The sequence below is a fragment of the Planomicrobium sp. YIM 101495 genome, from assembly GCF_009707665.1.
Lineage (GTDB): Bacteria > Bacillota > Bacilli > Bacillales_A > Planococcaceae > Planococcus.
Map to the genome: position 1 here is coordinate 1 of NZ_WLZW01000002.1, position 24,721 is coordinate 24,721.

The following is a 24,721-nucleotide window of genomic DNA, read 5'->3' on the forward strand; positions in this document are numbered from 1 at the left end:
CAAAGAGGCCACACCCGTTCCCATCTCGAACACGGAAGTTAAGCTCTTTTGCGCCGATGGTAGTTGGGGGTTTCCCCCTGTGAGAGTAGGACGTCGCTAGGCAATTTTTTTATTTCTTCTAAAATGGTTGAACTTTTATCTTGCTTCCATAGCTCAGTAGGTAGAGTGCTTCCATGGTAAGGAAGAGGTCACCGGTTCGAGCCCGGTTGGAAGCTTAGCTTTCTAAGTTTTCATTCAGTGCACGAATCATTATAACAAGGCCCCTTGGTCAAGCGGTTAAGACACCGCCCTTTCACGGCGGTAACACGGGTTCGAATCCCGTAGGGGTCACTTTTATGGAGGATTAGCTCAGCTGGGAGAGCATCTGCCTTACAAGCAGAGGGTCGGCGGTTCGATCCCGTCATCCTCCACCAGAAGGACTTTTTTTAATATCGGTGGGGTAGCGAAGTGGCTAAACGCGGCGGACTGTAAATCCGCTCCTTCGGGTTCGGCAGTTCGAATCTGCCCCCCACCACCAGTTATTTTATTGGGGTATAGCCAAGCGGTAAGGCAACGGGTTTTGATCCCGTCATGCCCTGGTTCGAATCCAGGTACCCCAGCCATTTTTTTAAGTTGAGCCATTAGCTCAGTTGGTAGAGCATCTGACTTTTAATCAGAGGGTCGCAGGTTCGAATCCTGCATGGCTCATCAACTTTTACTTCACGCATATTTTCAATAAGGGGCCTTAGCTCAGCTGGGAGAGCGCGTCGCTGGCAGTGACGAGGTCAGGGGTTCGAGCCCCCTAGGCTCCATAACGTTTATATGTCTGTACGAAAACTGCATCCGGAAAAGGATGCGGTTTTTTCGTTCTTCCGTTCTTTCCGCTGTCTTCCTGCTGTTCGATGAGGCGCGCAGTCCAGCCGCCGATATGGGCTGTACTAAATTTAGGCGTGAACAAGGCGACAGGCATTGCGATGGCGCGCATGATGACTGCCGCATGAAATTCTACGTTTACATACAGTGCTCTCCCGGACTTATGGGCATTGAGAAGATGCTTGTTCCGGAACAAATCCTCATATTTTCTGTCCTTTTGAGGTTGCGGCGGGAAGTGGCGGGAATCCGGACGATGAAAGTGACGTAGGCGCATTTCGCGAAACATTTCATCGAAGAAGGGCTTGGTGCATCTTTCCTGACTAAATAGATCGTGCGCCGGAAGCTGTTGAAAGGACGGCTAATGGACGTACCATTCGACCTACTGCCACTGCCTTCAGTATCGACATACTTTCTGGTTTATGAAATGGGCGGGATCAAACGTGAATTTCTTCAGCGGCTCCAATGTGTGTGCTTCAAATAATAAGTGAATAAATATTCAGTTTTTTGTTCGGTTGAGCCATAAACTTCCTAGCAGTTACAATGGGAGTAGCTTGAAAAGGGGGTATGAGATTATGAATAAATTAAACGTTTCTTTGATCGGGGTGCCGATGGATCATGGGCAGAACCGACGAGGTGTAGATATGGGACCGAGTGCGATCCGTTATGCGGGTGTGAAGGAGCGCATCGAGAGTCTTGGTCACAGTGTCGTTGATGAAGGGGATGTCCACGTAGGGAAAGCAGATGGCGAGCGTGATGAGGATTCGAACTTGCGTAACTTGGAAGTAATTACTGACGCGATGGAAGAGCTAGGGGCGCGCGTGCAGCAAGTGGCTGAAGCAGGGAAATTCCCGCTTGTCCTCGGGGGCGACCATAGTATCGCAATCGGAACGCTCGCAGGGATTTCACCGCAATATGAAAACTTGGGCGTCATTTGGTACGACGCCCATGCGGATATGAACACAAGCGAGACTTCACCATCGGGCAATATCCACGGGATGCCGCTTGCTGCAAGTTTCGGGCACGGACACGAGAAATTGACGCACATCCGTGGGTTCTCACCGAAAGTGAAGCCGGAGAATATCGTCATCATCGGCGCACGTTCAGTCGATCCAGGGGAACGCGAGCTGATCCGTGAGCGCGGAATCCGCGTCTACAGCATGCACGAAATCGACAAGCTCGGCATGAATGCAGTCATCGAGGACGCACTTCGTTATTTGAAGGAAGAGCGCGGTACGGACGGTATCCACCTGTCACTTGATCTGGACGGCATCGACCCGATGTACACGCCAGGTGTCGGCACGCCGGTTCCTGGGGGCATCTCGTATCGCGAGAGCCACTTGGCGATGGAGATGCTGTATGACGCTGGTGTCATTACATCAGCTGAGTTCGTGGAAGTTAATCCGATCTTGGATGAGAAAAACAAGACGGCGGACGTAGCGGTCGCTTTGATCGGTTCGCTTCTTGGCGAGAAATTATTGTGAATCGAGTTTCGATAAAAAGTAGAAATCATAGGAACGGGGCATTCCGCCCCGCTCCTATGATTTTTTTATGATAAAAATTTACAATGATTAGGGAGAAAATAAGCTCCCACCCAATTCTTTTCTTTGATACGATAAAGAAGTAGAAATAAATGAAACCTTTTACTTTGAAGTCCGTATATAAAGTACAGCCGCATGGGCGGAGGGAAATGAGATTATGCAGGCGTTAATTAATAAGAGAATCGGGAAAGTGCTTAAGGGAGATAAAGAGAGCTATGCAGAAATCGTAGAGCTGTATCAGCATCAGCTGTATCAGATCTGCTACCGAATGCTTGGCAACAAGCACGAGGCGGAAGACATCGCGCAAGAAGCGTTTACGCGTGCATATGTCAATTTGCATACATTCGACCAAAATCGGAAGTTTTCGACGTGGCTGTTCCGGATCGCAACGAATTTATGCATCGACAGGATACGTAAGAAGAAACCGTCACACTACCTCGACCAGGAAGTACGGGGAACGGAAAGCTTGGACATGTATTCGCAGATTGCGAACGATAATCCGTTGCCGGAAGAGGAATTGATGCAGATGGAAGTGCAGGAGCGGGTGCAGTATGAGATCAGCCGCTTGCCGGACAAGTACCGAGCCGCCATCGTGCTGAAGTATATCGAGGAATTGCCACTGGCAGAGATCAGTGAAATTCTCGATTTGCCGCTCGGCACCGTCAAGACGCGCATTCATCGGGGAAGAGAAGCATTGCGGAAGCAATTGAGCAATTTGTAGGAGGAGAGCGCCATGACAGCCTGTCCAGAGAATATTATCGAGCTCATGAACGACCATCTGGATGGCATGAGTACACCAGCCAGTGAGCAGGTGTTGAAAGAGCATCTGCATTCATGCGGAGATTGCCGGAAAGAGTATCAGGAGTTAAATAAAACGATCGCATTCATTCAAAGTGCATCCCATATACAAGCGCCACCCGATTTCGTCTCGAAGACGATGGCGGCGCTGCCGAAAGAACACCAGCGAGGCAATGTCCAGCGTTGGTTCAGGCGCCACCCTATGCTAGCCGCTGCAGCGGTATTCTGCATGCTTATGAGTGCAGCGCTGTTTTCGAATTTCAATGACGACCAGCAATTTGCCTTCACGAAACAGGAGAACCTTGTTGTAGAGGGGCAGACGGTCATTGTGCCTGAAGGTGAGAAAGTGGTCGGCAACATCACAGTGAAAAACGGTGATTTGCGTGTTGAAGGTGAACTCGAAGGAAACGTGACGATCGTCAACGGGCAGTATATGGCTTCGAGTGGCGTCATCACTGGAGAGATTGAGGAGATTGACCGGATGTTCGAGTGGCTTTGGTATAAGATCAAGAACGGTGTAAAAGATGCTGCTTCCGTATTTAGCGGCGGCGGGGATGAATCGGATACGGATGAATAAGTGAGCAACCGTCACAAAGAAGCCAGCTGGCCCTCAGCCGGCTTTTTTGCGTTGTGTGGGCGTGGGCGCCTGCTGTGAGAAGGCAAGACACCATGCAATATGATATACTTAGGCATATGCAGATGGAGAAAAGTGAGGGTTGCAGATGCCGTTTTTGGAGAGTATGACAGAATTGACACCATGGGAATTATTAATGAACGTCGTCGATATTTTATTAGTCTGGTTTGTTCTATATAAAGTGATCACCATCATCAAAGGGACGAAGGCGGTCCAATTGTTAAAAGGGATCATCTTCATCGTAATCGCACAATTGATTACACAGGCTCTGCAATTGGAGACGCTTGGATGGATCATGCAGCAAGTATTGAATTGGGGTTTCTTGGCGATCATCATCATCTTCCAGCCTGAGCTGAGACGCGCGCTCGAACAGCTCGGACGCGGGAAGCTGTTCTCAAGCTCGACGTTGAACGAAGAGTCAGAGCGGAATCGCCTGATTGAAGCACTGACCAAATCAGTCAGCTATATGGCCAAACGGCGGATCGGAGCGCTCATGTCCATCGAGCGGGAGACCGGGATGAGTGAATACATCGAGACGGGGATCCCGATGAACTCAGACATCACTTCCGAGCTGATCATCAATATGTTCATCCCGAATACGCCATTACATGACGGGGCGGTCATCATCCAAAAGAACAAGATCGCAGCTGCCGCCTGTTATTTGCCGCTATCGGAAAGTCCGTTCATCTCGAAGGAACTCGGGACGCGCCACCGTGCTGCTCTCGGAATCAGCGAAGTGACCGACGCCATTACGATTGTGGTATCGGAAGAGACGGGAGCGATCAGCCTGACAGCGAACGGGGACTTGCATCGCAATTTATCTTTGGAAGAATTCGAGGCGAAACTGCGCCGTATCTGGTTCGGTGAACAGCCAACAGAAAACACGTCTTCCTGGTGGAACCTGAGGGGGAAAAAGAATGGATAAAATGATGGACCACCGGTGGTCGCTGCGGATCATTGCCTTGCTTTTGGCCATCTTTCTTTTTTACACGGTCCAGCTAGAGAAAGAGAATGCGCAGACCGACGATAACGGGACCATGACGGAAACGCTCGAAAGCATACCACTGGAAGTGTATTACGATAATGAGAATTTGACAGTTACCGGTTTACCGGAGACGGTGGACCTTTATATCACAGGTCCGGCAAGCATTGTGCAACCGACACGCCAGATCAAGGATTTCACTTTATTCGTGGATTTGCGCAACTTGCCGATGGGCCAGCACCAAGTGCGTATCCAGACAGAGAACTTGTCTGAACGACTCGGTGTACGTATCGAACCTTCGATGCTCACGGTGTCGATCGAAGAGAAAGTAACAAAAGAATTCCGCATCGATCCGGAGTTGAATGAACAGCTTCTTGCTGAAGGGTACGTGCTGGAAGAGATTTCAGTCGATCCTGGGCAGGTAAAAGTGACTGGACCACGGAGCGTCATCGATTCGATCAGCTTCGTGAAGGCGACGGTGACTGGAGAAGCGGGAATCAATGAGTCCTTCACGGCCGAATCGACGGTCCGCGTTCTCGCGAATGATTTGACGAAGCTTGAGAACGTGACGATCGAGCCTGAGACGGTCCGTGTCGATGTAGGAATCGAAGCTTACAGCAAAGAGCTGCCGGTGACGATTGAGCAGACAGGGACGCTGGCAGATGGTATCACGGTGAACAGCCTGACGCCGTCGTTCGAGACTGTCACAGTCTATGGTCCACGCAGTGTGGTCGATCCGCTGACTGAATACGTACTGGAAGTGAATGTCGGCAGTATATCAGCTGCAGACACGGAGATTCAGATGGATGCGGTACTGCCTGAAGGGGTAGTTCGTATCGATCCGGAACAAATTGACGTGGAAGCGGAGATCGAAATTGACGAGGCAGTACTTCCTGAGGAGCCGAACAATCCCGAAGTGGAAGAAGATCTGGAAACTTAAACAAGCTTCAGAGATAGAAGGAGAGAACAGAATGGGAAAATATTTTGGAACAGATGGTGTGCGCGGTGTCGCCAATAGTGAATTGACACCCGAATTAGCATTTAAATTAGGTCGCTTCGGCGGATACATCCTGACGAAAAGCTCAAAAGATAAACCGAAAGTACTCATTGGCCGGGACACGCGCATTTCAGGGGAAATGCTGGAAGGCGCACTTGTAGCCGGCTTGCTTTCAGTCGGAGCGGAAGTGATGCGTCTCGGCGTCATCTCTACACCCGGCGTTTCTTACTTAACACGCGTCATGAGCGCGGAGGCAGGCGTCATGATCTCCGCTTCACATAACCCAGTGGCGGACAATGGCATCAAATTCTTCGGTTCGGACGGCTTCAAGTTGTCCGATGAGCAGGAGGCGGAGATCGAAGCGCTGCTTGACGAGGAAGAAGATCGTTTGCCAAGACCGACCGGCGGAGACATCGGCAGCATGACCGATTACTTCGAAGGCGGACAGAAATACTTGCAGTACTTGAAGCAGACTGTGGATGAAGACTTCACAGGGCTTCACGTAGCACTTGACTGTGCACACGGCGCGACGTCGACACTTGCGATGCATGTGTTCGCGGACTTGGATGCAGATCTGACGTCGATGGGTGCATCTCCGAACGGCTTGAACATCAACGACCATGTCGGTTCGACACATCCGGAAAAGCTTGCGGAGCTGGTGGTAGAGAAGCATGCGGACATTGGACTTGCGTTTGATGGCGATGGTGACCGTCTGATCGCAGTCGATGAGAATGGTACGATCGTCGATGGCGACAAGATCATGTATATTTGCGGAAAACACCTTCACAGTGAAGGCCGCTTGAAAAAAGGAACTGTCGTTTCTACAGTGATGAGTAACCTCGGTTTCTATAAAGCAATCGAAGAAAACGGCATGACGAGTGTCAAGACGGCAGTGGGTGACCGCTACGTCGTAGAGGAAATGAGAAAGAACGAATACAACCTAGGCGGAGAGCAGTCTGGCCATATCGTCTTCCTTGATTACAACACGACGGGTGACGGCTTGCTGACAGGTCTTCAGCTTGTCAATATCATGAAAGTGACGGGCAAGAAGTTATCTGAGCTCGCTGCTGAGATGACGATCTTCCCTCAAAAACTCGTCAACGTACGTGTGACGGACAAACATGCAGTAACGGACAACGCGAAAGTAGCGGAAGAAATCGCAGCGGTCGAGCAGGAAATGGCTGGCGAAGGACGCGTACTTGTACGTCCATCCGGAACGGAGCCGCTTGTTCGTGTGATGGTCGAAGCATCGACTGTTGAAGATTGCACGCGCTATGTCGACCGGATTGTTGAAGTCGTACAAGCTGAAATGGGCTTGGCGGAATAAGAGTCTTCCATTTTAATAAGAAGGGCGAGAGGGAATCTTGATTTCCTTTCGCTTTTTCTTTTTCCATATATTTGAAATTAATGGAATAAAACCTTTTAAATGGGCTTTCTCGCTTGCGTCTGCAAGCATGACAAGGTATGATAGTGTTGCCTGTTTAGGGCCACTGAAAAGGAGGATCGAAGTCGAAGTGTTAAGGAAGCCAATCATGAAGCGCCAGCGCTGGGAAAATCGGATGGACCAATCATTTTCCAGCAGACGAGGTGGAGGAGTATCGAACAGTCGGCGGATGCCTCCCGGCCGTGAAGCCCGGTCGTAACGTTCATCTGGAAATCAGCTGAGTGATCAGCTGGACAAAGGGATGGATGGGCTCACAAGTTTTTGCAGATTTCAGCAAAGGCTTATTTCTCATTTTCAAAAATTGGAGGATACATGATATGTGTGGAATTGTAGGATATATAGGGGAACAAGACGCGAAGGAAGTATTGTTGAAAGGGCTGGAGCGACTTGAGTACCGCGGCTATGACTCAGCCGGCATTGCAGTGCGGAATGATGAAGGGGTCACGGTCTTCAAGGAGAAGGGCCGGATTGCTGATTTGCGCGGTGCCGTAGATTACGCGGTGGAGGCGAGCACAGGCATCGGCCATACGCGCTGGGCAACGCACGGCAAACCGAACAAGGTGAATGCGCACCCGCATCAAAGCACAGCGGAACGCTTCACGCTTGTCCATAACGGCGTGATCGAAAACTATCATCATATCCAGCGCGATTACTTGGCGGATGTAGAGATGCAGTCGGATACGGACACGGAAATCATCGTGCAGCTGATCGCGAAATTTGCAGGCGAGGGCATGACGACGAAAGAAGCGTTCTGCAAATCGTTGACGCTCCTGGAAGGGTCGTATGCGATCGCACTTCTCGATGCAGAAGAAGCAGAGACGATCTATGTCGCGAAAAATAAGAGTCCATTGCTCGTCGGCTTAGGAGAGCGCTTCAATGTCATCGCTTCGGATGCGATGGCGATGCTGCAGCTGACGGATCAGTTCGTGGAATTGATGGACAAGGAAATCGTCATCGTCCGCAAAGACGGCGTGGAAATCGAGACGCTGGCAGGTGAAGGGATGCGCCGCGAGCCATTTACTGCCGAAATCGACATGAGCGATATCGAAAAAGGCACTTACCCGCATTACATGCTGAAAGAAATCGATGAGCAGCCGGCAGTCGTGCGCAAAATCGTCCAGGCTTATCAGGACGACAACGACCAACTGACCATCGATCCTGCTATTCTGGATGCATTGAACAGCGCAGACCGTCTGCACATCATCGCTGCAGGTACGAGCTACCATGCTGGCTTGATCGGCAAGGAATACCTCGAGAAAATGACAGGGATCCCGGTCGAAGTCCACATCTCGAGTGAATTCGGCTACAATATGCCGCTGCTGTCCGAAAAGCCGTTGTTCATTTTCATTTCCCAATCAGGGGAGACGGCGGACAGCCGGCAAGTATTGGTGAAGATCAAAGAACTCGGCCATGCCTCGCTGACCATCACGAACGTCGGCGGTTCAACGCTGTCACGCGAAGCTGACCATACGTTATTGTTGCATGCAGGACCGGAGATTGCGGTCGCATCGACGAAAGCTTACACGGCGCAATTGGCAGTACTCGCCATCCTTGCAGGTGTCGCAGCGAAAGCACGCGGCAAAGACATCGGCTTCGACCTTGTCCAGGAACTGGGCATCGTCGCCAATGCAATCCAGTCACAAGTGGATGCAAAAGAAGAGATGGAAGCGATAGCACATCAGTATTTGGCGACAACACGCAATTGCTTCTTCATCGGCCGTGTCTTCGATTACTTCGTTGGTCTGGAAGGCGCCTTGAAACTGAAGGAAATCTCGTACATCCAGGCGGAAGGCTTTGCCGGCGGTGAACTCAAGCACGGCACGATCGCCTTGATCGAAGAAGGCACACCGGTCATCGCGCTTGCGACACAGGAAGCCGTCAACCTGAACATCCGCGGCAACGTCAAAGAAGTCGCAGCCCGCGGCGCCAACCCATGTATCATCTCCATGGAAGGTCTGCAGGAACAAGGCGACGCGCACGTCCTGCCGAAAGTGAACGAAATGCTGTCGCCGCTCGTCTCGGTCATCCCGATGCAGCTGATCAGCTACTACGCTGCCCTGCACCGCGACTGTGACGTCGACAAGCCGCGCAACTTGGCGAAGTCGGTGACGGTGGAGTAGGAGTATTTGGAATTTCAAAGAGAAGTTAAGAGAACGTCCGCAGCGTGCTTTGGTACGGTTGCGGACGTTCTTTTTGTTTGGCAACATTAACGATGGAAGGCTATTTCTCCGGAAACAATGATGTTATAGTGGGAAGATAAATCTGTTTACATCATCCAAGGATCTCCGAGGAGGTAAATGAAATGGAGATGATCGTTCCAAAAGGATGCGACAATGCACCAAGGAAACAAATCGTCATTGATTTTGCGGCGGCTCTGTTGCAGAAGCGGGAAGATGTCATCGAGGAATATGCGGACGCATCGATCGTCTGGCATCGTTTGAAAGAAAACGAGACGGTGAATGGGCTGGACTTGTTATTTGCCGCTTCGCAGGCGGAAAAGGAACTGGGAGTTGCGTGCCTGGAAGTCGAAAGAGTGATCACTCACGGGAAATTCGCTTCGATAAATGGCGTACTCACATTAGCAGACGGCTCGGAAGTCGATTTCTGCGACGTTTACACATTCAGCAGCGCGGCAAAGTCTGGGAAGGTCAAGCGAGTGAAGTCTTATCGGCTGTAAAACACGAAGCGAATCCAAACAAAAGAGCCTTCATCAAAAGGCTCTTTTTACGTACTCGAAAATCATTCCCGTCATTCAGGCTTCTCGAGCCGCGTCCCTTTTTCCGGAATCGGATTCGTCTTAAGCATTCGTGCAAAATGCACCAGGTTATAAGCCATGATTTTTGCGTGCTGCATCGTGAAGTCGTTCTGCGTTCCGTCCGCGTCAATGAATGACGGTCCCGGCCCGGCCGTCCCCACCCAATACGTGTCGGCATTCGGCGGCACGGTGAATCCCATATGCGACAAGCTGTACAGAATCGACCGCGCACTGTTTTTGGCACCGTCTTCATTTCCTGTAACAACGACTCCGCCGACTCGGTTATAGTAAATATACTGGCCCTTTTCATTCGTCTCGCTGCTTCCGGCGTAGATCCGCTCGATTGCTTTGACTGCATAGCTGCTTTTTTCACCCATCCAGACAGGGGTTCCGATAATCAGAATATCCGAAGCCAGGATTTTTTCAGCGATTTGGGGCCATTCATCCCCGTCGCCCGCATCCATTTCCATCGCATGGGCGATATTGAAATCCGCCAACCGGAGCCGTTCTGTCGAGACGCCTTCCTGGTCGAAAAACTTCACCACTTCATCGAGGAGTGCGTCCGTGTTTGAGGTCTCAGGACTTTTCTTCAAGGAACAGTTCAAAATCAACGCTTTCAAAGATTCAGCTGCCATGTTCTTCATCCTTTCGTTTCCTGTTAGTTCCACATTTCCCTGATTGAAGTGGAAACAATCCTTTCTTAATAAATATCATCAATAAGGAGTGTTGATTTTATGACTGATGAATCTACGCGCATATGGATTGAAGTGAATGGGACGATTTATTTTGATGAGAACAATTATTTGCGGGAGACCGCATCGGACTTGCCGATGCTTGCGGAAAGCATCGAAGCGCTTGAGCGTTTGCTGTCAAAAGCAGAAGGTTCGGAGCGATATGCCATTTCCGGGGCGCTTGGGAATTTGTACCGGATTTACGGGAATGATGATGCCACGCAGCTTGCAAAAGCAAAGCAGTATTTGAATGAATGCCTAGCTTATGCAACTCATCAGGAAGATGCGATCAAGGAAATGGTAACGCTCATCCGGTCGGGGGAAGTGCTGAAGTATGGCGGGGAACATGGGGAAGCCCTCACGTTATTCGACAAAGCGCTAAGTCTCTGCAGGAGCGGCAATTTCCTTGTCTATCAAGATTTCGCCCTTCAGCATATCGGCAAATGCTATCTGGAAATGCATGAATTCGAATGTGCAGAAAAGAACTTGCAGGAAGCGTTAGCCTTGCGCCGGCAAAAAGGTGATGAAGTGCTGATTTCTTCGACAGAAAAAGCGTTGGAACTGGTCTCAAAATTAAAAAATAGAAGAAATCATTAAAAAGTGGTGGGAGGAAAATTCGATGAATTTTCCTCCCACCATTTTGGTTGTAATTTGGATCAGTGAATATCCCGCTTCTTAAAGTTGCCGCCTCTGACTTCGGCGACGTCGTATACTGCGACGAATGCGTTATTGTCGATTTCGTAGATGATTTCTTTCATCTTGCTGTCTTCCAGGCGGTTGATGATGCAAGTGATTTCCTTGTACTGCTCGTTTGAATACGCGCCTTGGACAAGATTGTATGTCGCGTTGCGGCCGAGGCGGTCATAGATGGTCTGGACGAGCAGGTCAGGCTGGCTCGTGATGATTTTATACGTTTTGGAGCCGCTCAATCCTTCTTCGACCATCTGGATCACTTTGGATGCGATGAAATAAGCGATCCCGGAAAGGAAAGCGCCTTTCAGTCCGAAAACAAATGAGACGATGATGAAGACGAACAAGTTGAGGAAGAGAATCAAGTCACTCGTGCCGAACGGCAATTTGCGCGCGAGTAGGACAGCCAGCATGTCGATGCCATCCAGTGCGCCACCATTCCGCAGCGCAAGTCCCATCCCGAAGCCGATGATGATTCCGCCAATGACGGTGATCAGCAGCGTATCTCCTTCGATGATCGTCGGAATATGGTGCATGAGCGTCGTTGCATAGGCGAGGGAAGCGATGCCGATCACGGAGTAGATGGCGAAACTTTTCCCGATCTGCTTATAGCCTAAATAGACGAACGGAATATTCAGGACAGCAATCAGTGCGCCGAGCGGCATGCCGGTCAATTGGGAGCTGACGATGCTGAGCCCGGTGACGCCGCCATCCGACACGTTGTTGGGGATGAGAACGGCTTCGAGGCCATAAGCGGTGATGAATGCGCCGATGATGATCGGAAGTGCGCGGGCGATCTGTTTGAATCTGTTTTTGCGTGCAGGGGATAGGGTACTCATATGCTTGCCTTCTTTCACATGAATTCGTGGAATTATTATATTCCATTTATTTACGATACCCTTTCGCCAGCGATTTGAATAGCGAAAAGATATCCTTTTATCAATTGTTTTTCTCTATGTGTCAAAAGTGCCAAAAGGGGTAAGTAGATAGAGAACCCGCTGCTTGGTCTTGGGAAAAATACGAACAGAAAAGGATGATTTAGTATGGCAAAAGTCGGTATTGTCGTTGGAAGCTTGAGAAAAGAAGCATTCTCGAAAAAGATTGCCGAAAACATTGCAGAGTTATTCCCGGATGGATATGAGACGGAATTTGTTGAGATCGGCAATTTGCCTTTGTATAATCAAGATTACGATGAAGACAGCCCGCAGGAGTACGTCACATTCCGTGACAAAGTCCGGGGGATGGATGCCATTCTCTTTGTGACACCGGAATACAACCGCAGTGTGCCAGGCGTACTGAAAAATGCGATCGACATCGGTTCGAGACCTTACGGCGAGAGCGTATGGGATTCGAAGCCGGCAGCCGTCGTCAGCCAGTCGATCAGTAATCTGAGTGGATTCGGGGCGAACCATCATTTGCGCCAATCACTCACGTTCCTGAACATGCCGGTCGTGCAGCAGCCGGAAGTGTATTTGGCGAATTCGCAGGATCTATTGGATGAAAGCGGCAAGTTCAATAACGAAGGAACGGTGGAGTTCCTGAAATCGTTCATCGATACATTCGTGGAACTGATCAAGAAATATCAATAACGCAAAAAAATGACGCTTCCATTATTGGAGGCGTCATTTACATCTTTGAGCAAGAATTCACTTCGTCGAGACGAGATAGGTCTCTCCGAGCAATTCTTTCGCTTCATATTCTTCGGATGTAAGCTGTTCTTCGACGAACGACTGGAAAGCCGCTTGATTCATATCGTACATCACTTCGATTTCCTTCGAAAACAGCATCTTCTCCTGTTGGAGCAATGCCGCAAGACTTGGCTGTTCAACGGACTGGAGCGTTTCCTCGTCCAGCACTTGCTTCAGCCCTTCGACGTAATATTCCATCGGACGGCTGCCGACGATTTTCACGCCTTTGTTTTCTTTATTGATCATGATGATCGTCGGGAATCCGCGTGCGCCGAGTTTCGCAGCCATGGCGATGTCTTCCTGCAATAATGCGTGGCCAGTCGGCGCGTCTGCTTGCTTGACGATTGCTTCGCCGTCGAGACCCATCGCGTTGATGATCTCCGTCAGAACATCCACTTCGCCGATGTTCCGGTTGAAGGCGAACAAATCTTCACGGGCACGGCGCAAATATTCATTCGCCTGTTCGTCACCGTGGAGCTGCTGGATGACCTTATAGACGCGCGATGGCGGGAACGACGACTGGACCGGATCATCGATCATGACACTGCCGTCGATTGGCATTCTTGTATATTCGCCGACTTCGCGCCAATGACCGGCTACATCGGCTGGTCCGTTGATGCCGTTTGCCGGGTCGATCGGACCGCCGTGTCATTTTTCCAAAAGTCCGCCCATGATGGTGTGGAAGTTGAAGTAGTGGCGGTACTGCTCCTGGAAGCGGGACGGGCAAGTATCGCCGGCGACATTTATCAGACCGGCGATTCCTTATATGCTGCGGGGGATTGGAAACGGTCAATAACTCAGGGGGGATTCGCAATGGACAACACCAATTGGTACATCGTGATTTTGACGGTCGTGACGATGACAGTCGTAGGATTCAGCACTTTTGACAGTACAACTTCCGCTTTGATTTTCGGAGTCGGGACGGGCGGGATATTCGGATGGGTCATCTCGTCCATCGTTTCTAAGAAATCGTCTGAAGAGGAATAGAAACAATTTAGATAAAGTGACAAGGAGATTCCAATATGAAAACGCACTTTGCAGAACACATCGAGTCGGCCTGTCCCGGCTTGGTTGTGGAAAAGATGGACGTAAATGAAATCGTTCAATTGAAAAGGGAAACGGAGATTTTGCAGTTTCTTAAGGACAGACTGCCCCTTCCGATTCCGGAGCCGGTGTATTGCTCACTTGAAAGGGTGGAGCCGGGAACAGTGTTTGCTGGATACCGGAGGATTGAAGGCTAACCTTTGTGGAGAGGAGGTTTGGCGCAAGTCCAAGATAAGGAAACAGTGGAGAGATTGGCAAAACGGCTCGGTACTTTTCTCGCGGAACTCCATGGATCCACTGAAGCAGAAGTGAAAGAAGCGTTGCAGTTGAAGGTTCGTAATCCATACGAGGACATACGGAAACTGTATGAAGGAGTCCGCACAAAACACTATCCGCATACCCGGACGAGCGCCCAGCAGGAAATCAGCCGGTCGTTCGAAAACTTTCTGGAAGGAGAGTCTGCTTCGCACACAAGAGCGGTTCTCATACATGGAGATTTTGGGGCTTCCAATATTCTATGGAATCCCAGAGTGGGTGAAATTTCTGGTATCATCGATTTTGGTGGTTCCGAGATGGGGATCCGGCTTATGATTTTGCAGTGATCCTTTCCAGTTACGGCGAAGCGTTTTTCGATTTGTGCCTGAATTTTTATCCGCACAAAGAGGGGACTGCAGGGCGTGTAGCATTTTACCGGAGCACATTCGCTTTGCAGGAAGCGCTCCACGGGATCGAGCATGGGGGTGAAGAAGCATTCGAGAGCGGGATTAGTGCGTATCGGTGAATGTTCGAATGGAAGGGGGGGTTAAATGAATGCCATGATGAAGCAATTTCTCGAATCAGAAATGATGGACGAAGAGACTTATCAAACCATCTACGATTTCGTGGCCTTGGACAATTTTCGGCACGGGGAGTATGAAGGGAATGAATACATAATCCGCAAGATCAACCGAGATCATATCCAAATCGAAAATGAGGTGGGGACGGAAAATACAGGAGTGCCTTATGTGGAGTCGTACCGGTGTGGGAAGTTTTTGCATTTGCTGGAGCAGTATAAAGAATCGAAGTTTTAAGGACGTAGCCTTAAAAGAGTGGTAATATTGAATCAATTCAAGAAAGGCGGCGATGAAAATGGAAAACACTTCTATCAAACAGGTGATTGAGAAGTAAAAGCGAATCGCTTCTTTTTTCAATCAGGCATCCGATTAATTTTTGAAAAGAGGATAACTGAATGTACAAAGACAAACAATTGGCGATCCGCCCGGTCGAGGAGCGGGATTTGCCAAGGTTATGGGAATTGATCTACAAGGATGAAGCGCCGGAGTGGAAGAAATGGGACGCGCCGTATTTTCCGCACAAGGCCATTCCGTACGAAACGTTTATGGAAACGCGGACAGACTGGATCGGCTGTGATGATTTCTGGGTGATTACGGTCGAAGACAAGGTGTGCGGCATCCTGTCGTATTATTACGAAGACGCCCAGCAGAAATGGCTTGAAGTGGGCATAGTGCTGCACGAAGCGGGCAATTGGAGCAAAGGACTCGGGACACGTGCATTGACGCTCTGGATCGAGCACCTTTTCCAAACGCTTCCGACTGTGCGCATCGGCCTGACAACTTGGTCCGGCAACGCACGGATGATCCGTGTCGCCGAGAAGCTCGGCATGCAGATGGAAGGACGCATGCGCAAAGTGCGCTTCCACGAAGGCGAGTATTACGATTCGATCCGGATGGGCATCCTGCGGGAAGAATGGGCAGCATTGCTGTCCGTTTAGAAAGTTGCTATATTGAGCGGGAAGGCAATCTAACTACGGGTCAGGGAAAGGATGTTGGAATAATGGATGTAAGATTTCCGATCGGAGAACTGGAAGTACCTGAAGACGCAACAACGGAGCATGTCCAGGAATGGCTGGGCAAAATCGAGACGTATACGGACCGCCTGCGGGAAACCGTCGATTCCTTGAGTGATGCGCAATTGGAAAAGAAATACCGGGAAGGCAGCTGGACCGTCCGGCAGCTCGTGCACCATATCGCCGATTCCCAGCTGAACATGTATCAGCGGCTGCGGCTGGCATTGACGGACGAAAACCCGACCGTTCCGGGATTCGACCAGGAGGGATGGGCGGCGCTGCCGGATAATGAGCTGCCGGTGGTAAGTTCGATCAAGATGCTGGAAGGGCTGAACGAACGCATCGTCGCACTCGGGAAGCATGTGACCGACGACCAATTGAAACGCGTCTTCACGCACGAGACGAACGGCGAAATCACCGTCGCAACAAAGCTGAAAAAATTGTCGTGGCACGAAGAGCATCATTTGGCGCATATCAAAATTGCGTTGGAAAATTGAGGTTCCCTGTGTCTGAAAGCAGCGGAATGACAAGATTGGAACAAACATTATTGGCGCTGGAACTGCGCCTCATGCATTACTGGAAGGCGGACTTCGAGAAGATTCTCGCAGAGGACTTCACGGATTTCGGCACATCCGGAACCGTCTACAGCAAAGCGTCCATGCTGGCTGGCTTAGTCAATGACGCGGGCGTGCCGGAGCCCCCCCGTCCATGTCACCAATTTCCGTGTGCGGGAACTCGCACCAGGCATCGCGCATGGCACCTACGTAACGGAAGGCCGTTCCGACGGTGCCAAATCGTTGCGGAGCTCGCTCTGGCGGCATGGAGAATCCGGGTGGCAGGTGTATTTCCACCAAGGCACGCGGACAAAATGAACATGCAAAAGAGGCTGGACCCGAAAGTCACTGACTTTCGGGCCCAGCCTCTTTCTGATCAGCGATCCGCTATTTTTGATACTCCCATTCATTGGAGATGAATAGCGGTAGAAATTCCCCTTATCGCAAAAATAAAAGGCGATTTCACTGAAATAGCGGTAGAAATTCCCTCTATTTCTCTTGAATGAAGATAAATGAGGGCGCAATCAAACAATAAAGGTAAAATTTACCCTTATTCGACCGCAGAAAGCGCAATATCCAAAAATAACAGGATATTTTACCCTTATTTCATGACACTTTTCACTTTCAGCGCCAAAGGCATAGCGAAGCGCGGCCCTAAACACCACCTAATACAGCGCACGCCAAAAATCCACTCACTCCTGCTTCACCTCAACTCCGGCACGGGAGCGACAAACGGTTACTCCCCGCTTTTCCCCGCAATCCCGTAAAAGAACAGCTTCGTCAGATCTTCCGCTATCGGCAGCACCGCCTGGGCGACGCCTTCACGCTGCAGATACTCCTGGAACATCTGCAGATAAAACAAGATGGCCTCATCCGATACCGCTGGATCAACATCCCCCTGCGTTCTTCCTTCTTCAAAAAGCTGCAGGATAAGCGGCAGTGCTTCTTTCATGTATAGTTCTTCTACATAACTTTGTCCACTCGCATAATCCTTCATAAAGTCTTGAAAAAACTTTTCGCTAATTTGATCCGCTTGAAAGCCTTTTCCAAAAGTGATTTTCTCTAATTTTTCATTGAATGGCAGATCGCTTTCCAAAAGATGCTTTTGTTCCTGCCATATTCGATCAACGTAAAATTTAAAAACAACACGCACGAGCTTGTCTTTGCTTTCAAAATAATTATAAATCGTCACTTGGGAGACTTTTGCTTTCCCGGCAATTTCCGAGATGGACACTTTTTGTATGCCGGACTTGATAAATAAGGCCAGTGCAGCGTCCATGATATCTTTTTTCTTTTGCTCCCTGCGTTTTTCGAAACCATCCATTGCATACACCTCTCCCTCAGTTTAATGAAATTTATGAAATAAAACAATGTAAGTAGTTCATAAAATATTGCGGATACTACTCATTTCCTATATTATGAACTTAAATAGTTAAAATATTTCATAACTAAAAGGAGGGGATAAGATGAGCATTTTAAAAATAGAAAATTTAACAAAGAAGTTCGGATCATTCACTGCACTGGACGGCGTGGATATGGAAGTGAACGAAGGGGAAGTGTACGGCTTTATCGGTCCGAACGGGGCAGGGAAATCGACGACCATCCGCATCCTGCTCGGCATGCTGAAAGCGACGCAAGGGGAAGCGGAGATTTTCGGGAAAGACGCCTGGTCCCATGCAGTGGATATCCACAAACGCGTTGCCTATGTGCCTGGGGATGTGAACCTGTGGCCGAACCTGACCGGCGGGGAAGTGATCGACCTTTTCATGAAGATGAATGGAAACGCCAACCACGAGAAGAGAGAACAGCTGATCAAGAAATTTGATTTCGATCCGACGAAGAAGAGCCGGACGTATTCGAAAGGGAACCGGCAGAAAGTTGCACTGATCGCTGCATTTGCGTCGGATGCCGATCTGTATATCCTGGACGAGCCGACGTCCGGACTTGATCCGCTGATGGAAAAAGTGTTCCAGGAATGCGTGCTCGATGCGAAGGCAGCGGGCAAAAGCGTCTTGCTGTCAAGCCATATTTTGTCGGAAGTAGAGAAGTTATGCGACCGGGTGGGGATTATCCGCCAGGGAAAAATGGTTGAAACAGGAACATTGGAAGAGCTGAGACATTTGACGCGCACTCATTTGACGGTTCAAACAAAGCAACCATTAACCGCTTTGAACGAGCTGAAAGGCATTCACAACTTGGAAGAGAAAGGTTCGGAATTCACGTTCCAAGTGGATACTGAAGAAATGGATGCCGTGATCCGTTACATTAGTAGGTTCGGTATTTTGAAGCTGGAAAGTGCTCCGCCGACACTGGAAGATTTGTTCATGCGCCATTACCAAAGCGAAGAGCGTGCCGGGACCGGAGCGGAGGGGATCCGGTGATGAGAGCGGGGAATTTCAAGGGTACAGGGGCATTAGCCAGGTTCGTCTTCAGGCAGCAGCGCTTTAAAATCCTTGTTTGGCTAGCTGGGCTGATCGGGATTACGTTATTGGTCGCTGCTGCTTATCCAAGTATTTACAAAGATGAGCATTCGAAACAGGCCGCTTTTTTCACGATGGAAAATCCGGCGATGGTGGCGATGCTTGGACCGGGTTATGAGATGGAGGATTATGTGCAGTCAGTTGGTGCCATGTTCGCCAATGAAATGCTGCTGTTTACGGTGATGGCAGTGGCGGCGATGAATATTCTGCTTGTCGGACGGGCTACCCGGGGCGATGAAGAAGACGGTCGCATCGAAATGATCCGTGCGCTGTCTGTCGGACGACTCTCTCATGCGAGTGCTGTGCTGATCGTGATGGTTTCTGCGAATCTGGTGCTGGCGATTCTGACAGCTGCAGGATTGGCTGTTCTCGGAATCGAAGGAATCGGTTTGGAAGGAGCCGCATTATACGGTGCTCTTCTGGGTGCATCCGGCCTTTTATTTGCGGCTGTCACGGCCTTATTCGCCCAGCTTGCAGAAACTTCGAGAGGAACAGCCATGTTTTCTTTTCTGTTTTTGATCATCGCCTATCTTGTGCGGGCGATCGGTGATGTAAGCAGTGATTCGCTGTCCTGGATATCGCCACTCGGCTGGGTGGTGCGGACAGAAGTGTTTGCGGCGAACAATTGGTGGCCGGTGTTGCTGTTGGCTGCAGCTGCTGTTCTTTCTGGACTGGCTGCGTTTTATCTGCATGCAGCCCGTGATCTGGGGTCCGGATTCATAGCGCCAAGAAGAGGGAAAATGCATGCATCGCCCTTTTTGCAGACGCCATTCGGGCTTGCTTTTCGGCTGCAGCGGACGAATACTGTCGTCTGGACAATCATTTTGTTTGCATTGAGCAGTTCTTTTGGCGCGATTTTGGGAGATCTCGAAAGCTATTTTGCTGACAATGAATTGATGCAGGCGTTCGTTGAGGCGGATTCTGCGTATACGCTGACGGAGCAGTTTATTACCTTATTGATGGCGATCATGTCGGTCATCAGTCTGATTCCTACCGTAATGGTCGTGTTGAAGCTGAAATCGGAAGAAACGAAGAACCTCACAGAAAACTTCTATAGCCGCGCGGTGTCGAGAAATTATGTACTGGGAAGTTATTGTCTGCTTTCAGTGCTGGTAAGTTTGACGATGCAGACAGCTGTTGCTTTCGGGCTGTGGTCAGTCGGCGGGGCAGTGATGGACGAAGGGCTATCCTTTACTACGACGTTCTCATCGGCTTATGTGTATTTGCCGGCGATGTGGGTGGTGATCGGTCTTGCCGCTGCCTTGCTCGGGGCAGCACCAAAACTGACGAGTCTCGTCTGGCTTTACATCATTTACTGCTTTGTCGTTGTTTACCTCAAGGATCTGCTCCGCTTTCCGGAGTGGATGAATCAATTGTCCGCCTTTGAACACGTTCCGCAAATCCCGGTGGATGAAATGAATTTCGTGATGTTGGCCGTGTTGACGGGAGGTGCGATTTTATTCCTGGTGGTTGGCTTCATTGGCTATAATAAGCGGGATCTGGCAGGCTGAAGCCTGGTAAGAAAAGGCGGATTTTTGGGAAGGGTTTTCTCACTTTTTCGGACATTTCCTGCTGCAAAAAAAATATATTTTCACTGCTCTGAAACCCTATATACACAACATAAGTCTGGTGATACAATCAATTTATTCCAATTCAGACAGGAGAAAAAGATCAACGATGAATAAACAGAAATTTTTCATGTCCGCTTCTGTAGCAGCGCTTGCAGCTGTCACTGTAGCAGCACCAATCCAGGCATCAAGCGTCCACTCTTTCACGGATGTCAGTGACCGTCACGATGAAGCAGTCAGCTTCTTGTACGAAATCGGGGTCATCAATGGATTTTCCGATACACGTTTCGGAACGAACCGGAGCCTGACGAGAGGCGATGCTGCGGTGATCTTGGCGAATATGCTCGGACTTGACGTCGACACGCGCTACTCAGCAGGTTTCACGGATGTCAACGAGCGTGTAGCTGGAGCTGTCAATGCACTCGCTGAAATGGACATCGTGGCAGGCGTCACGAAGACCCAGTTCAAGCCGAACGATCCATTAAGCCGCGGCGCGATGGCCAAAATGCTCGTCCTTGCATACGGGCTGGAAGGCTATGAAGAAGAAACGCCGTTCACGGATGCAGGAGGCGTCTTCCTTCCATATATCGAAGCGTTGTACGGCACAGGCATCACGAACGGAACTTCAGACACTTCTTACGGGACACATGCGAATATCACACGCGGTGATTTCTCGAACTTGCTTTATAATACATTCATGTTCATCATCGATCAGGAGTATATGTACGGACTTGAAAGTGCAGAAGTCCTTTCTCCGACTTCCCTCCAATTGACATTGACTGAAGCAGTGCCGGAAGAATACTCCGCCCTTGAAACAGCGGACTTCTTCTTTTACTCACTGATCTTCGAAGACGGCACGGAAGCTTGGCTGAGACTTGTCACTGCCAAATTGTCCGAAGACCGGATGACGCTCACGCTCACGTTTGAAAACACAGACCTGACAGATAAAAGCGGCATCATCCGTGTGACAGACTACGAGACGATCGTCGAAGCACCGTTTGATTTTCAGTAATCTTCATACAAAACACCCGAATCTTTGATGATCGGGTGTTTTTTTGTGTACAAGTAGCTTTCAAGGTCGTTGCCTATGAAGGAATCCAATGAGACTATTTACTTTTTTCAGAAAATGGTATTCCATCTCGCGACGAATCATGCTAAACTGAAGAAACTAAAAAGAAAGTGGGTGAGCACGATGAAAAGACTTCCAATTCAACCGAAGCTTCATAACCAGTCAATTTCATCTTGCCCGCCGTGCGCCCTTTCTATTTGAGCGTATGTTTTTTCCATTGTGCAAAATGAAACCTTATGGCTGCTTATGAAGCGGGCCATAAGGTTTTTATTATGCAAAAAAATGGAGGAATTGAATTGAATCAATGGAATGAGAAACTAAGCGCACCAGCAGCGTCTTTGGCAGAGAGACAGGCAGTCGGCCGTATCGCACTGGAGCATAAGCACACGTATCGCATTTTGACGGAGGGCGGCGAACTGCTGGGGAGAGTGTCCGGCAAATTCGCATTCGAGGCATTGGCGACAAGCGATTACCCGGCCGTCGGCGATTGGGTAATCGCCGACGTGCTCGAAGCGGAAGGAAAGGCCGTGATCCAGCGGGTGCTGCCGCGCACGTCGTCGTTTTCACGGAAAGCAGCGGGCTTCACTTCCGACGAACAGCTCATTGCGGCGAATGCCGATTATGTATTCGTCGTCTCGAGCCTCAACCGCGATTTCAATGTGAGGCGGATCGAGCGTTATTTGGTGGCGGTCGCCGACTCGGGCGCGGAACCGGTCATCGTGCTGACGAAGGCGGATGCCTGTTTGAATCCGGAACATTACATGGAACAGCTGAAAAGCCTCGGAGACTTGCCGGTCTTTGTCGTGAGCGCACTGGACGGGACGGGAATCGAAGAACTGCTCGCTTTGCTTGGGCCAGGAAAGACAGGAGTGTTCACAGGTTCATCCGGCGTCGGCAAATCCACACTCGTCAACCGGCTCATCGGAGACGCGCGCATGGACACGGGCGGCATCCGGGAGTCCGATGAGCGCGGCAAGCACACGACGACCCACCGGGAACTGATTCTTCTGCCGAATGGCGGAGCAATTATCGATACCCCGGGCATGCGGGAGCTTCAGCTTGCGGAAACGGAAGATCTGGATGCAAGTTTCCCCGACATCGAACGGCTTTCAGAAAGCTGCCGCTTCCGGGATTGCCGCCACCAGGCAGAAGCCGGCTGCGCGGCCCGGCAGGCTGTCGCAGAAGGTGAACTGGAAGAGGGGCGTCTGCGCAATTACATGAAAATGCAGCGGGAACTCGCCCACGTGGAACAGCGTGCCAAACAGCAGGAGAAGCTGCAGGAAAAACGCATGGAGAAAAGAACCCGGAAACGGCGTAAAGGCGAAAGGTACGACTAATCCGGATGAAAGGGGATGTATGCAGTGTCAGTGAATACAGAGAAGGCGATTGCCGCAATGGGACTCGACGTCCGGACAATCGAAGGCGTGCCCGAGTCGTTCAGCTCGGAAGTGTCCCGGCTGACACTTGCAGGCGGAGAACAGGTTTATCTGAAAATCCCTTATTCGAAAGTGAAATGGGAGCGGGAGGCGGAAGCGCTCCGGGTGCTGCAGGATCAAGTGCCTGTCCCGCAGCTGCTCGATGTGTGGCAAGGAGACACGGAAGTGACGGGCGCGCTTCTGCTGTCGGCGATCGAGGGAGAAGCGCTGAGCGGCGAAGTGACTGCGGAGACGGCGGCGGATATCGGCCGCTGCCACGCAGAACTGCACACTGTCGGGTCTGAGCGTGCCAGCAAGGCTCTGCCGGATCTGTACGACAACTGGGAGGAGTTTCGGGACAGGCAGTTCTACGGGTTCGCGGAGGATGTAAAAGGGGTGATTCCGGACGAATTGTTCGACTGGTCGCTGAAGCATTATGAAAGATTGAAACGGCAATTGCCGCCGGCGGATGGTCCGGCGTTCATCCATATGGACCTCCGTCCGGCCAATATCATCGTCAAGGACGGCCGCGTGAACGGTCTGATCGATTTTGAGAGTTCCCGTTTCGGTTCGACGGAAATGGACTTTACGAAGCTCGACCGGGACATCTTCTCCAAACACTTCGGGACGCGTGCTGCTTTCGAGGCGGGATACCGTTCTGTTCGCCCGCTCCCGGATCTTGATGCGATTCTTCCGTTCTACCGGTTTACGGATGCGTTCAACTCCATCGGTTGGTGCAAACGACGTGGAATCCAGAAGAATCAGCGATTTTTTGATGAGAGCCTGGAAATGTTGGCGAAGATTTTTGAGTAGAGATGGAGGAAATTCATGTGATCTGGGATGTTGAGACGGATGAATACAAATTACCGGAGTTGACTGATAGGATGCTGGCTGCAGCGGAGACGCGGTTGGGTGTGAAATTACCAGAGAGCTACGTCGAGTTGATGCGAGTACAGAATGGCGGTGTACCGGTCGATCAGGCTTTTTCTTGCGATATAAAGCCAGACTGGGCGGACGATCATGTACCGGTTCAGCAGATTTACGGTGTTGGAGAAGAGGGGATTTTGCAGAGTCCATATTTGATCAAGGAGTGGGGATTGCCGAAAGAAATCGTTGTGTTTTCAGGAGACGGCCATATGTGGCTCGCCATGGATTACCGCACAGTAAAAAGTGAACCGCCGATCATATTTGTCGATGCAGACAATGAGCGGATCGTGCCGGTTGCTTCTTCTTTTGCCGACTTTTTGACAGGCTTGTATACGGCCGAATTGTCAGAGGATGAGGAAGGAGACATCTATCCTGGTTTGTCCGCCGAACAAGCGTTAGAAGCGCTTGCGGGAGAAGACGAAGCGAATTGGATTTTGTCCTTCAATTACTTTTATGAAAATGCAGCGGGACAAGAGCGCTTAATTGAGCAGAAAATGCTGGAGCTTTTAGGGACTTCATCAAAGCAACTAAAAAATCTGGCTGCCCACTATATCATGATTTATCACGAAAAGTTTTCGTTCGGTGAACAAGTGATGCAGGAGATTTACAGCAAAATGGAGCAGGATGAGGTGCTGAAAGAAGCGGTCCCGGAATTGCGGGAGTATATACAGATCGTGCAGGACGCTTCTTACGGGGACAAGTAAGACTG

27 protein-coding genes, 7 tRNA genes, 1 rRNA gene and 1 pseudogene are annotated in these 24,721 nt (G+C 50.2%); 31 read left to right on the forward strand and 5 right to left on the reverse strand.

The window, feature by feature from the left end; genetic code table 11:
• From rrf to GIW82_RS09220, 8 genes are all read left to right on the forward strand, one after another.
• Positions 1–102: ribosomal RNA gene (rrf, locus tag GIW82_RS09185) — 5S ribosomal RNA — on the forward strand; the annotation flags it as partial.
• A gap of 40 nt (positions 103–142) precedes the next feature.
• Positions 143–215, forward strand: a tRNA-Thr gene (locus tag GIW82_RS09190).
• A gap of 43 nt (positions 216–258) precedes the next feature.
• A tRNA-Glu gene (locus tag GIW82_RS09195) sits at positions 259–330 on the forward strand.
• A gap of 7 nt (positions 331–337) precedes the next feature.
• A tRNA-Val gene (locus GIW82_RS09200) sits at positions 338–413 on the forward strand.
• 20 nt (positions 414–433) lie between these two features.
• Positions 434–517 (forward strand) — tRNA-Tyr (locus GIW82_RS09205).
• A 10-nt stretch (positions 518–527) separates the two neighbouring features.
• Positions 528–602: transfer RNA gene (locus GIW82_RS09210), tRNA-Gln, on the forward strand.
• 12 nt (positions 603–614) lie between these two features.
• Positions 615–687 (forward strand) — tRNA-Lys (locus tag GIW82_RS09215).
• A gap of 31 nt (positions 688–718) precedes the next feature.
• Positions 719–791: transfer RNA gene (locus tag GIW82_RS09220), tRNA-Ala, on the forward strand.
• On the opposite strand, the gene GIW82_RS09225 is transcribed toward GIW82_RS09220, so the two are convergent.
• Positions 782–1,138: a citrate/2-methylcitrate synthase gene (locus tag GIW82_RS09225; protein WP_154749678.1), complete on the reverse strand. Its 357-nt coding sequence runs from the start codon at positions 1,136–1,138 to the stop codon at positions 782–784. The genes GIW82_RS09220 and GIW82_RS09225 overlap by 10 nt on opposite strands.
• A gap of 286 nt (positions 1,139–1,424) precedes the next feature.
• Between GIW82_RS09225 and rocF the strand changes: the two genes are divergently transcribed.
• The 8 genes from rocF to GIW82_RS09265 all read left to right on the forward strand — a co-directional run bounded on the left by rocF (position 1,425) and on the right by GIW82_RS09265 (position 9,922).
• On the forward strand, positions 1,425–2,333 hold the full coding sequence (gene rocF / locus GIW82_RS09230) for an arginase (RefSeq protein WP_154749679.1): 909 nt from the start codon (positions 1,425–1,427) through the stop codon (positions 2,331–2,333).
• Positions 2,334–2,547: 214 nt separating this feature from the next.
• Positions 2,548–3,111, forward strand: coding sequence for an RNA polymerase sigma factor SigW (gene sigW, locus GIW82_RS09235; RefSeq protein ID WP_154749680.1), 564 nt, complete (start codon positions 2,548–2,550; stop codon positions 3,109–3,111).
• 12 nt (positions 3,112–3,123) lie between these two features.
• Positions 3,124–3,765 (forward strand): zf-HC2 domain-containing protein, encoded by a 642-nt coding sequence (locus tag GIW82_RS09240; protein ID WP_154749681.1) that lies wholly within the window; start codon positions 3,124–3,126, stop codon positions 3,763–3,765.
• 145 nt (positions 3,766–3,910) lie between these two features.
• Entirely contained in the window at positions 3,911–4,747 is an 837-nt protein-coding gene (gene cdaA / locus GIW82_RS09245) for a diadenylate cyclase CdaA (RefSeq protein WP_154749682.1), read from the forward strand.
• A complete protein-coding gene (locus tag GIW82_RS09250; protein WP_154749683.1) occupies positions 4,740–5,744 on the forward strand; it encodes a CdaR family protein in 1,005 nt (334 codons plus the stop codon). Before cdaA ends, GIW82_RS09250 begins: the two co-directional genes overlap by 8 nt.
• A 31-nt stretch (positions 5,745–5,775) precedes the next feature.
• Entirely contained in the window at positions 5,776–7,128 is a 1,353-nt protein-coding gene (gene glmM / locus GIW82_RS09255) for a phosphoglucosamine mutase (protein WP_154749684.1), read from the forward strand.
• A gap of 434 nt (positions 7,129–7,562) precedes the next feature.
• Entirely contained in the window at positions 7,563–9,365 is a 1,803-nt protein-coding gene (gene glmS / locus GIW82_RS09260; protein WP_154749685.1) for a glutamine--fructose-6-phosphate transaminase (isomerizing), read from the forward strand.
• Between the two features lie 182 nt (positions 9,366–9,547).
• On the forward strand, positions 9,548–9,922 hold the full coding sequence (locus GIW82_RS09265; protein ID WP_154749686.1) for a hypothetical protein: 375 nt from the start codon (positions 9,548–9,550) through the stop codon (positions 9,920–9,922).
• A gap of 71 nt (positions 9,923–9,993) precedes the next feature.
• On the opposite strand, the gene GIW82_RS09270 is transcribed toward GIW82_RS09265, so the two are convergent.
• Complete coding sequence (locus GIW82_RS09270) at positions 9,994–10,644, reverse strand: flavodoxin family protein (protein WP_304608894.1); 651 nt, start codon at positions 10,642–10,644, stop codon at positions 9,994–9,996.
• Between the two features lie 90 nt (positions 10,645–10,734).
• Between GIW82_RS09270 and GIW82_RS09275 the strand changes: the two genes are divergently transcribed.
• Entirely contained in the window at positions 10,735–11,328 is a 594-nt protein-coding gene (locus tag GIW82_RS09275; protein WP_154749688.1) for a tetratricopeptide repeat protein, read from the forward strand.
• Between the two features lie 59 nt (positions 11,329–11,387).
• On the opposite strand, the gene GIW82_RS09280 is transcribed toward GIW82_RS09275, so the two are convergent.
• Positions 11,388–12,260, reverse strand: coding sequence for a YitT family protein (locus GIW82_RS09280; protein WP_154749689.1), 873 nt, complete (start codon positions 12,258–12,260; stop codon positions 11,388–11,390).
• Between the two features lie 204 nt (positions 12,261–12,464).
• Here GIW82_RS09280 and GIW82_RS09285 point away from each other — a divergent pair, with 204 nt between their 5' ends.
• Positions 12,465–13,010: an NADPH-dependent FMN reductase gene (locus tag GIW82_RS09285; protein WP_154749690.1), complete on the forward strand. Its 546-nt coding sequence runs from the start codon at positions 12,465–12,467 to the stop codon at positions 13,008–13,010.
• Between the two features lie 57 nt (positions 13,011–13,067).
• Here the strand turns inward: GIW82_RS09285 and GIW82_RS09290 are convergent.
• Positions 13,068–13,826 (reverse strand): annotated as a pseudogene (locus GIW82_RS09290) (DsbA family oxidoreductase); the annotation flags it as partial.
• Positions 13,827–13,922: 96 nt separating this feature from the next.
• On the opposite strand from GIW82_RS09290, the gene GIW82_RS14895 reads away from it, so the two are divergent.
• The 7 genes from GIW82_RS14895 (at position 13,923) to GIW82_RS09325 (ending at position 16,496) form a co-directional block, all read left to right on the forward strand.
• Positions 13,923–14,096 carry a hypothetical protein gene (locus GIW82_RS14895; RefSeq protein ID WP_154749691.1) on the forward strand — a complete coding sequence of 58 codons (174 nt, stop codon included), beginning with the start codon at positions 13,923–13,925 and terminating at the stop codon, positions 14,094–14,096.
• Positions 14,097–14,131: 35 nt separating this feature from the next.
• Positions 14,132–14,350: a hypothetical protein gene (locus tag GIW82_RS09300; RefSeq protein ID WP_154749692.1), complete on the forward strand. Its 219-nt coding sequence runs from the start codon at positions 14,132–14,134 to the stop codon at positions 14,348–14,350.
• A gap of 18 nt (positions 14,351–14,368) precedes the next feature.
• A complete protein-coding gene (locus GIW82_RS09305) occupies positions 14,369–14,755 on the forward strand; it encodes a phosphotransferase family protein (RefSeq protein WP_195914014.1) in 387 nt (128 codons plus the stop codon).
• Positions 14,752–14,934 carry a hypothetical protein gene (locus tag GIW82_RS09310; RefSeq protein WP_154749694.1) on the forward strand — a complete coding sequence of 61 codons (183 nt, stop codon included), beginning with the start codon at positions 14,752–14,754 and terminating at the stop codon, positions 14,932–14,934. Before GIW82_RS09305 ends, GIW82_RS09310 begins: the two co-directional genes overlap by 4 nt.
• A 25-nt stretch (positions 14,935–14,959) precedes the next feature.
• Positions 14,960–15,223 carry a hypothetical protein gene (locus GIW82_RS09315; protein WP_154749695.1) on the forward strand — a complete coding sequence of 88 codons (264 nt, stop codon included), beginning with the start codon at positions 14,960–14,962 and terminating at the stop codon, positions 15,221–15,223.
• Between the two features lie 158 nt (positions 15,224–15,381).
• Complete coding sequence (locus tag GIW82_RS09320) at positions 15,382–15,924, forward strand: GNAT family N-acetyltransferase (RefSeq protein WP_154749696.1); 543 nt, start codon at positions 15,382–15,384, stop codon at positions 15,922–15,924.
• Between the two features lie 62 nt (positions 15,925–15,986).
• The gene (locus tag GIW82_RS09325; RefSeq protein ID WP_154749697.1) at positions 15,987–16,496 is read left to right on the forward strand and encodes a YfiT family bacillithiol transferase; all 510 of its coding nucleotides are present in this window, start codon (positions 15,987–15,989) and stop codon (positions 16,494–16,496) included.
• A gap of 793 nt (positions 16,497–17,289) precedes the next feature.
• Here GIW82_RS09325 and GIW82_RS09330 read toward each other — a convergent pair.
• The gene (locus tag GIW82_RS09330; RefSeq protein WP_154749698.1) at positions 17,290–17,877 is read right to left on the reverse strand and encodes a TetR/AcrR family transcriptional regulator; all 588 of its coding nucleotides are present in this window, start codon (positions 17,875–17,877) and stop codon (positions 17,290–17,292) included.
• A gap of 142 nt (positions 17,878–18,019) precedes the next feature.
• Between GIW82_RS09330 and GIW82_RS09335 the strand changes: the two genes are divergently transcribed.
• The 6 genes from GIW82_RS09335 to GIW82_RS09360 all read left to right on the forward strand — a co-directional run bounded on the left by GIW82_RS09335 (position 18,020) and on the right by GIW82_RS09360 (position 24,716).
• On the forward strand, positions 18,020–18,934 hold the full coding sequence (locus tag GIW82_RS09335; RefSeq protein WP_154749699.1) for an ABC transporter ATP-binding protein: 915 nt from the start codon (positions 18,020–18,022) through the stop codon (positions 18,932–18,934).
• Positions 18,934–20,544 (forward strand): ABC transporter permease, encoded by a 1,611-nt coding sequence (locus GIW82_RS09340; RefSeq protein WP_154749700.1) that lies wholly within the window; start codon positions 18,934–18,936, stop codon positions 20,542–20,544. Before GIW82_RS09335 ends, GIW82_RS09340 begins: the two co-directional genes overlap by 1 nt.
• A 166-nt stretch (positions 20,545–20,710) precedes the next feature.
• Positions 20,711–21,613 (forward strand): S-layer homology domain-containing protein, encoded by a 903-nt coding sequence (locus tag GIW82_RS09345; RefSeq protein ID WP_154749701.1) that lies wholly within the window; start codon positions 20,711–20,713, stop codon positions 21,611–21,613.
• A 353-nt stretch (positions 21,614–21,966) separates the two neighbouring features.
• Positions 21,967–23,007 (forward strand): ribosome small subunit-dependent GTPase A, encoded by a 1,041-nt coding sequence (gene rsgA / locus GIW82_RS09350; RefSeq protein WP_230309351.1) that lies wholly within the window; start codon positions 21,967–21,969, stop codon positions 23,005–23,007.
• A gap of 24 nt (positions 23,008–23,031) precedes the next feature.
• Positions 23,032–23,898 (forward strand): phosphotransferase family protein, encoded by an 867-nt coding sequence (locus tag GIW82_RS09355; RefSeq protein WP_370456183.1) that lies wholly within the window; start codon positions 23,032–23,034, stop codon positions 23,896–23,898.
• A 2-nt stretch (positions 23,899–23,900) separates the two neighbouring features.
• Complete coding sequence (locus tag GIW82_RS09360) at positions 23,901–24,716, forward strand: SMI1/KNR4 family protein (RefSeq protein WP_154749704.1); 816 nt, start codon at positions 23,901–23,903, stop codon at positions 24,714–24,716.
• The last annotated feature ends 5 nt before the right edge of the window (positions 24,717–24,721 follow it).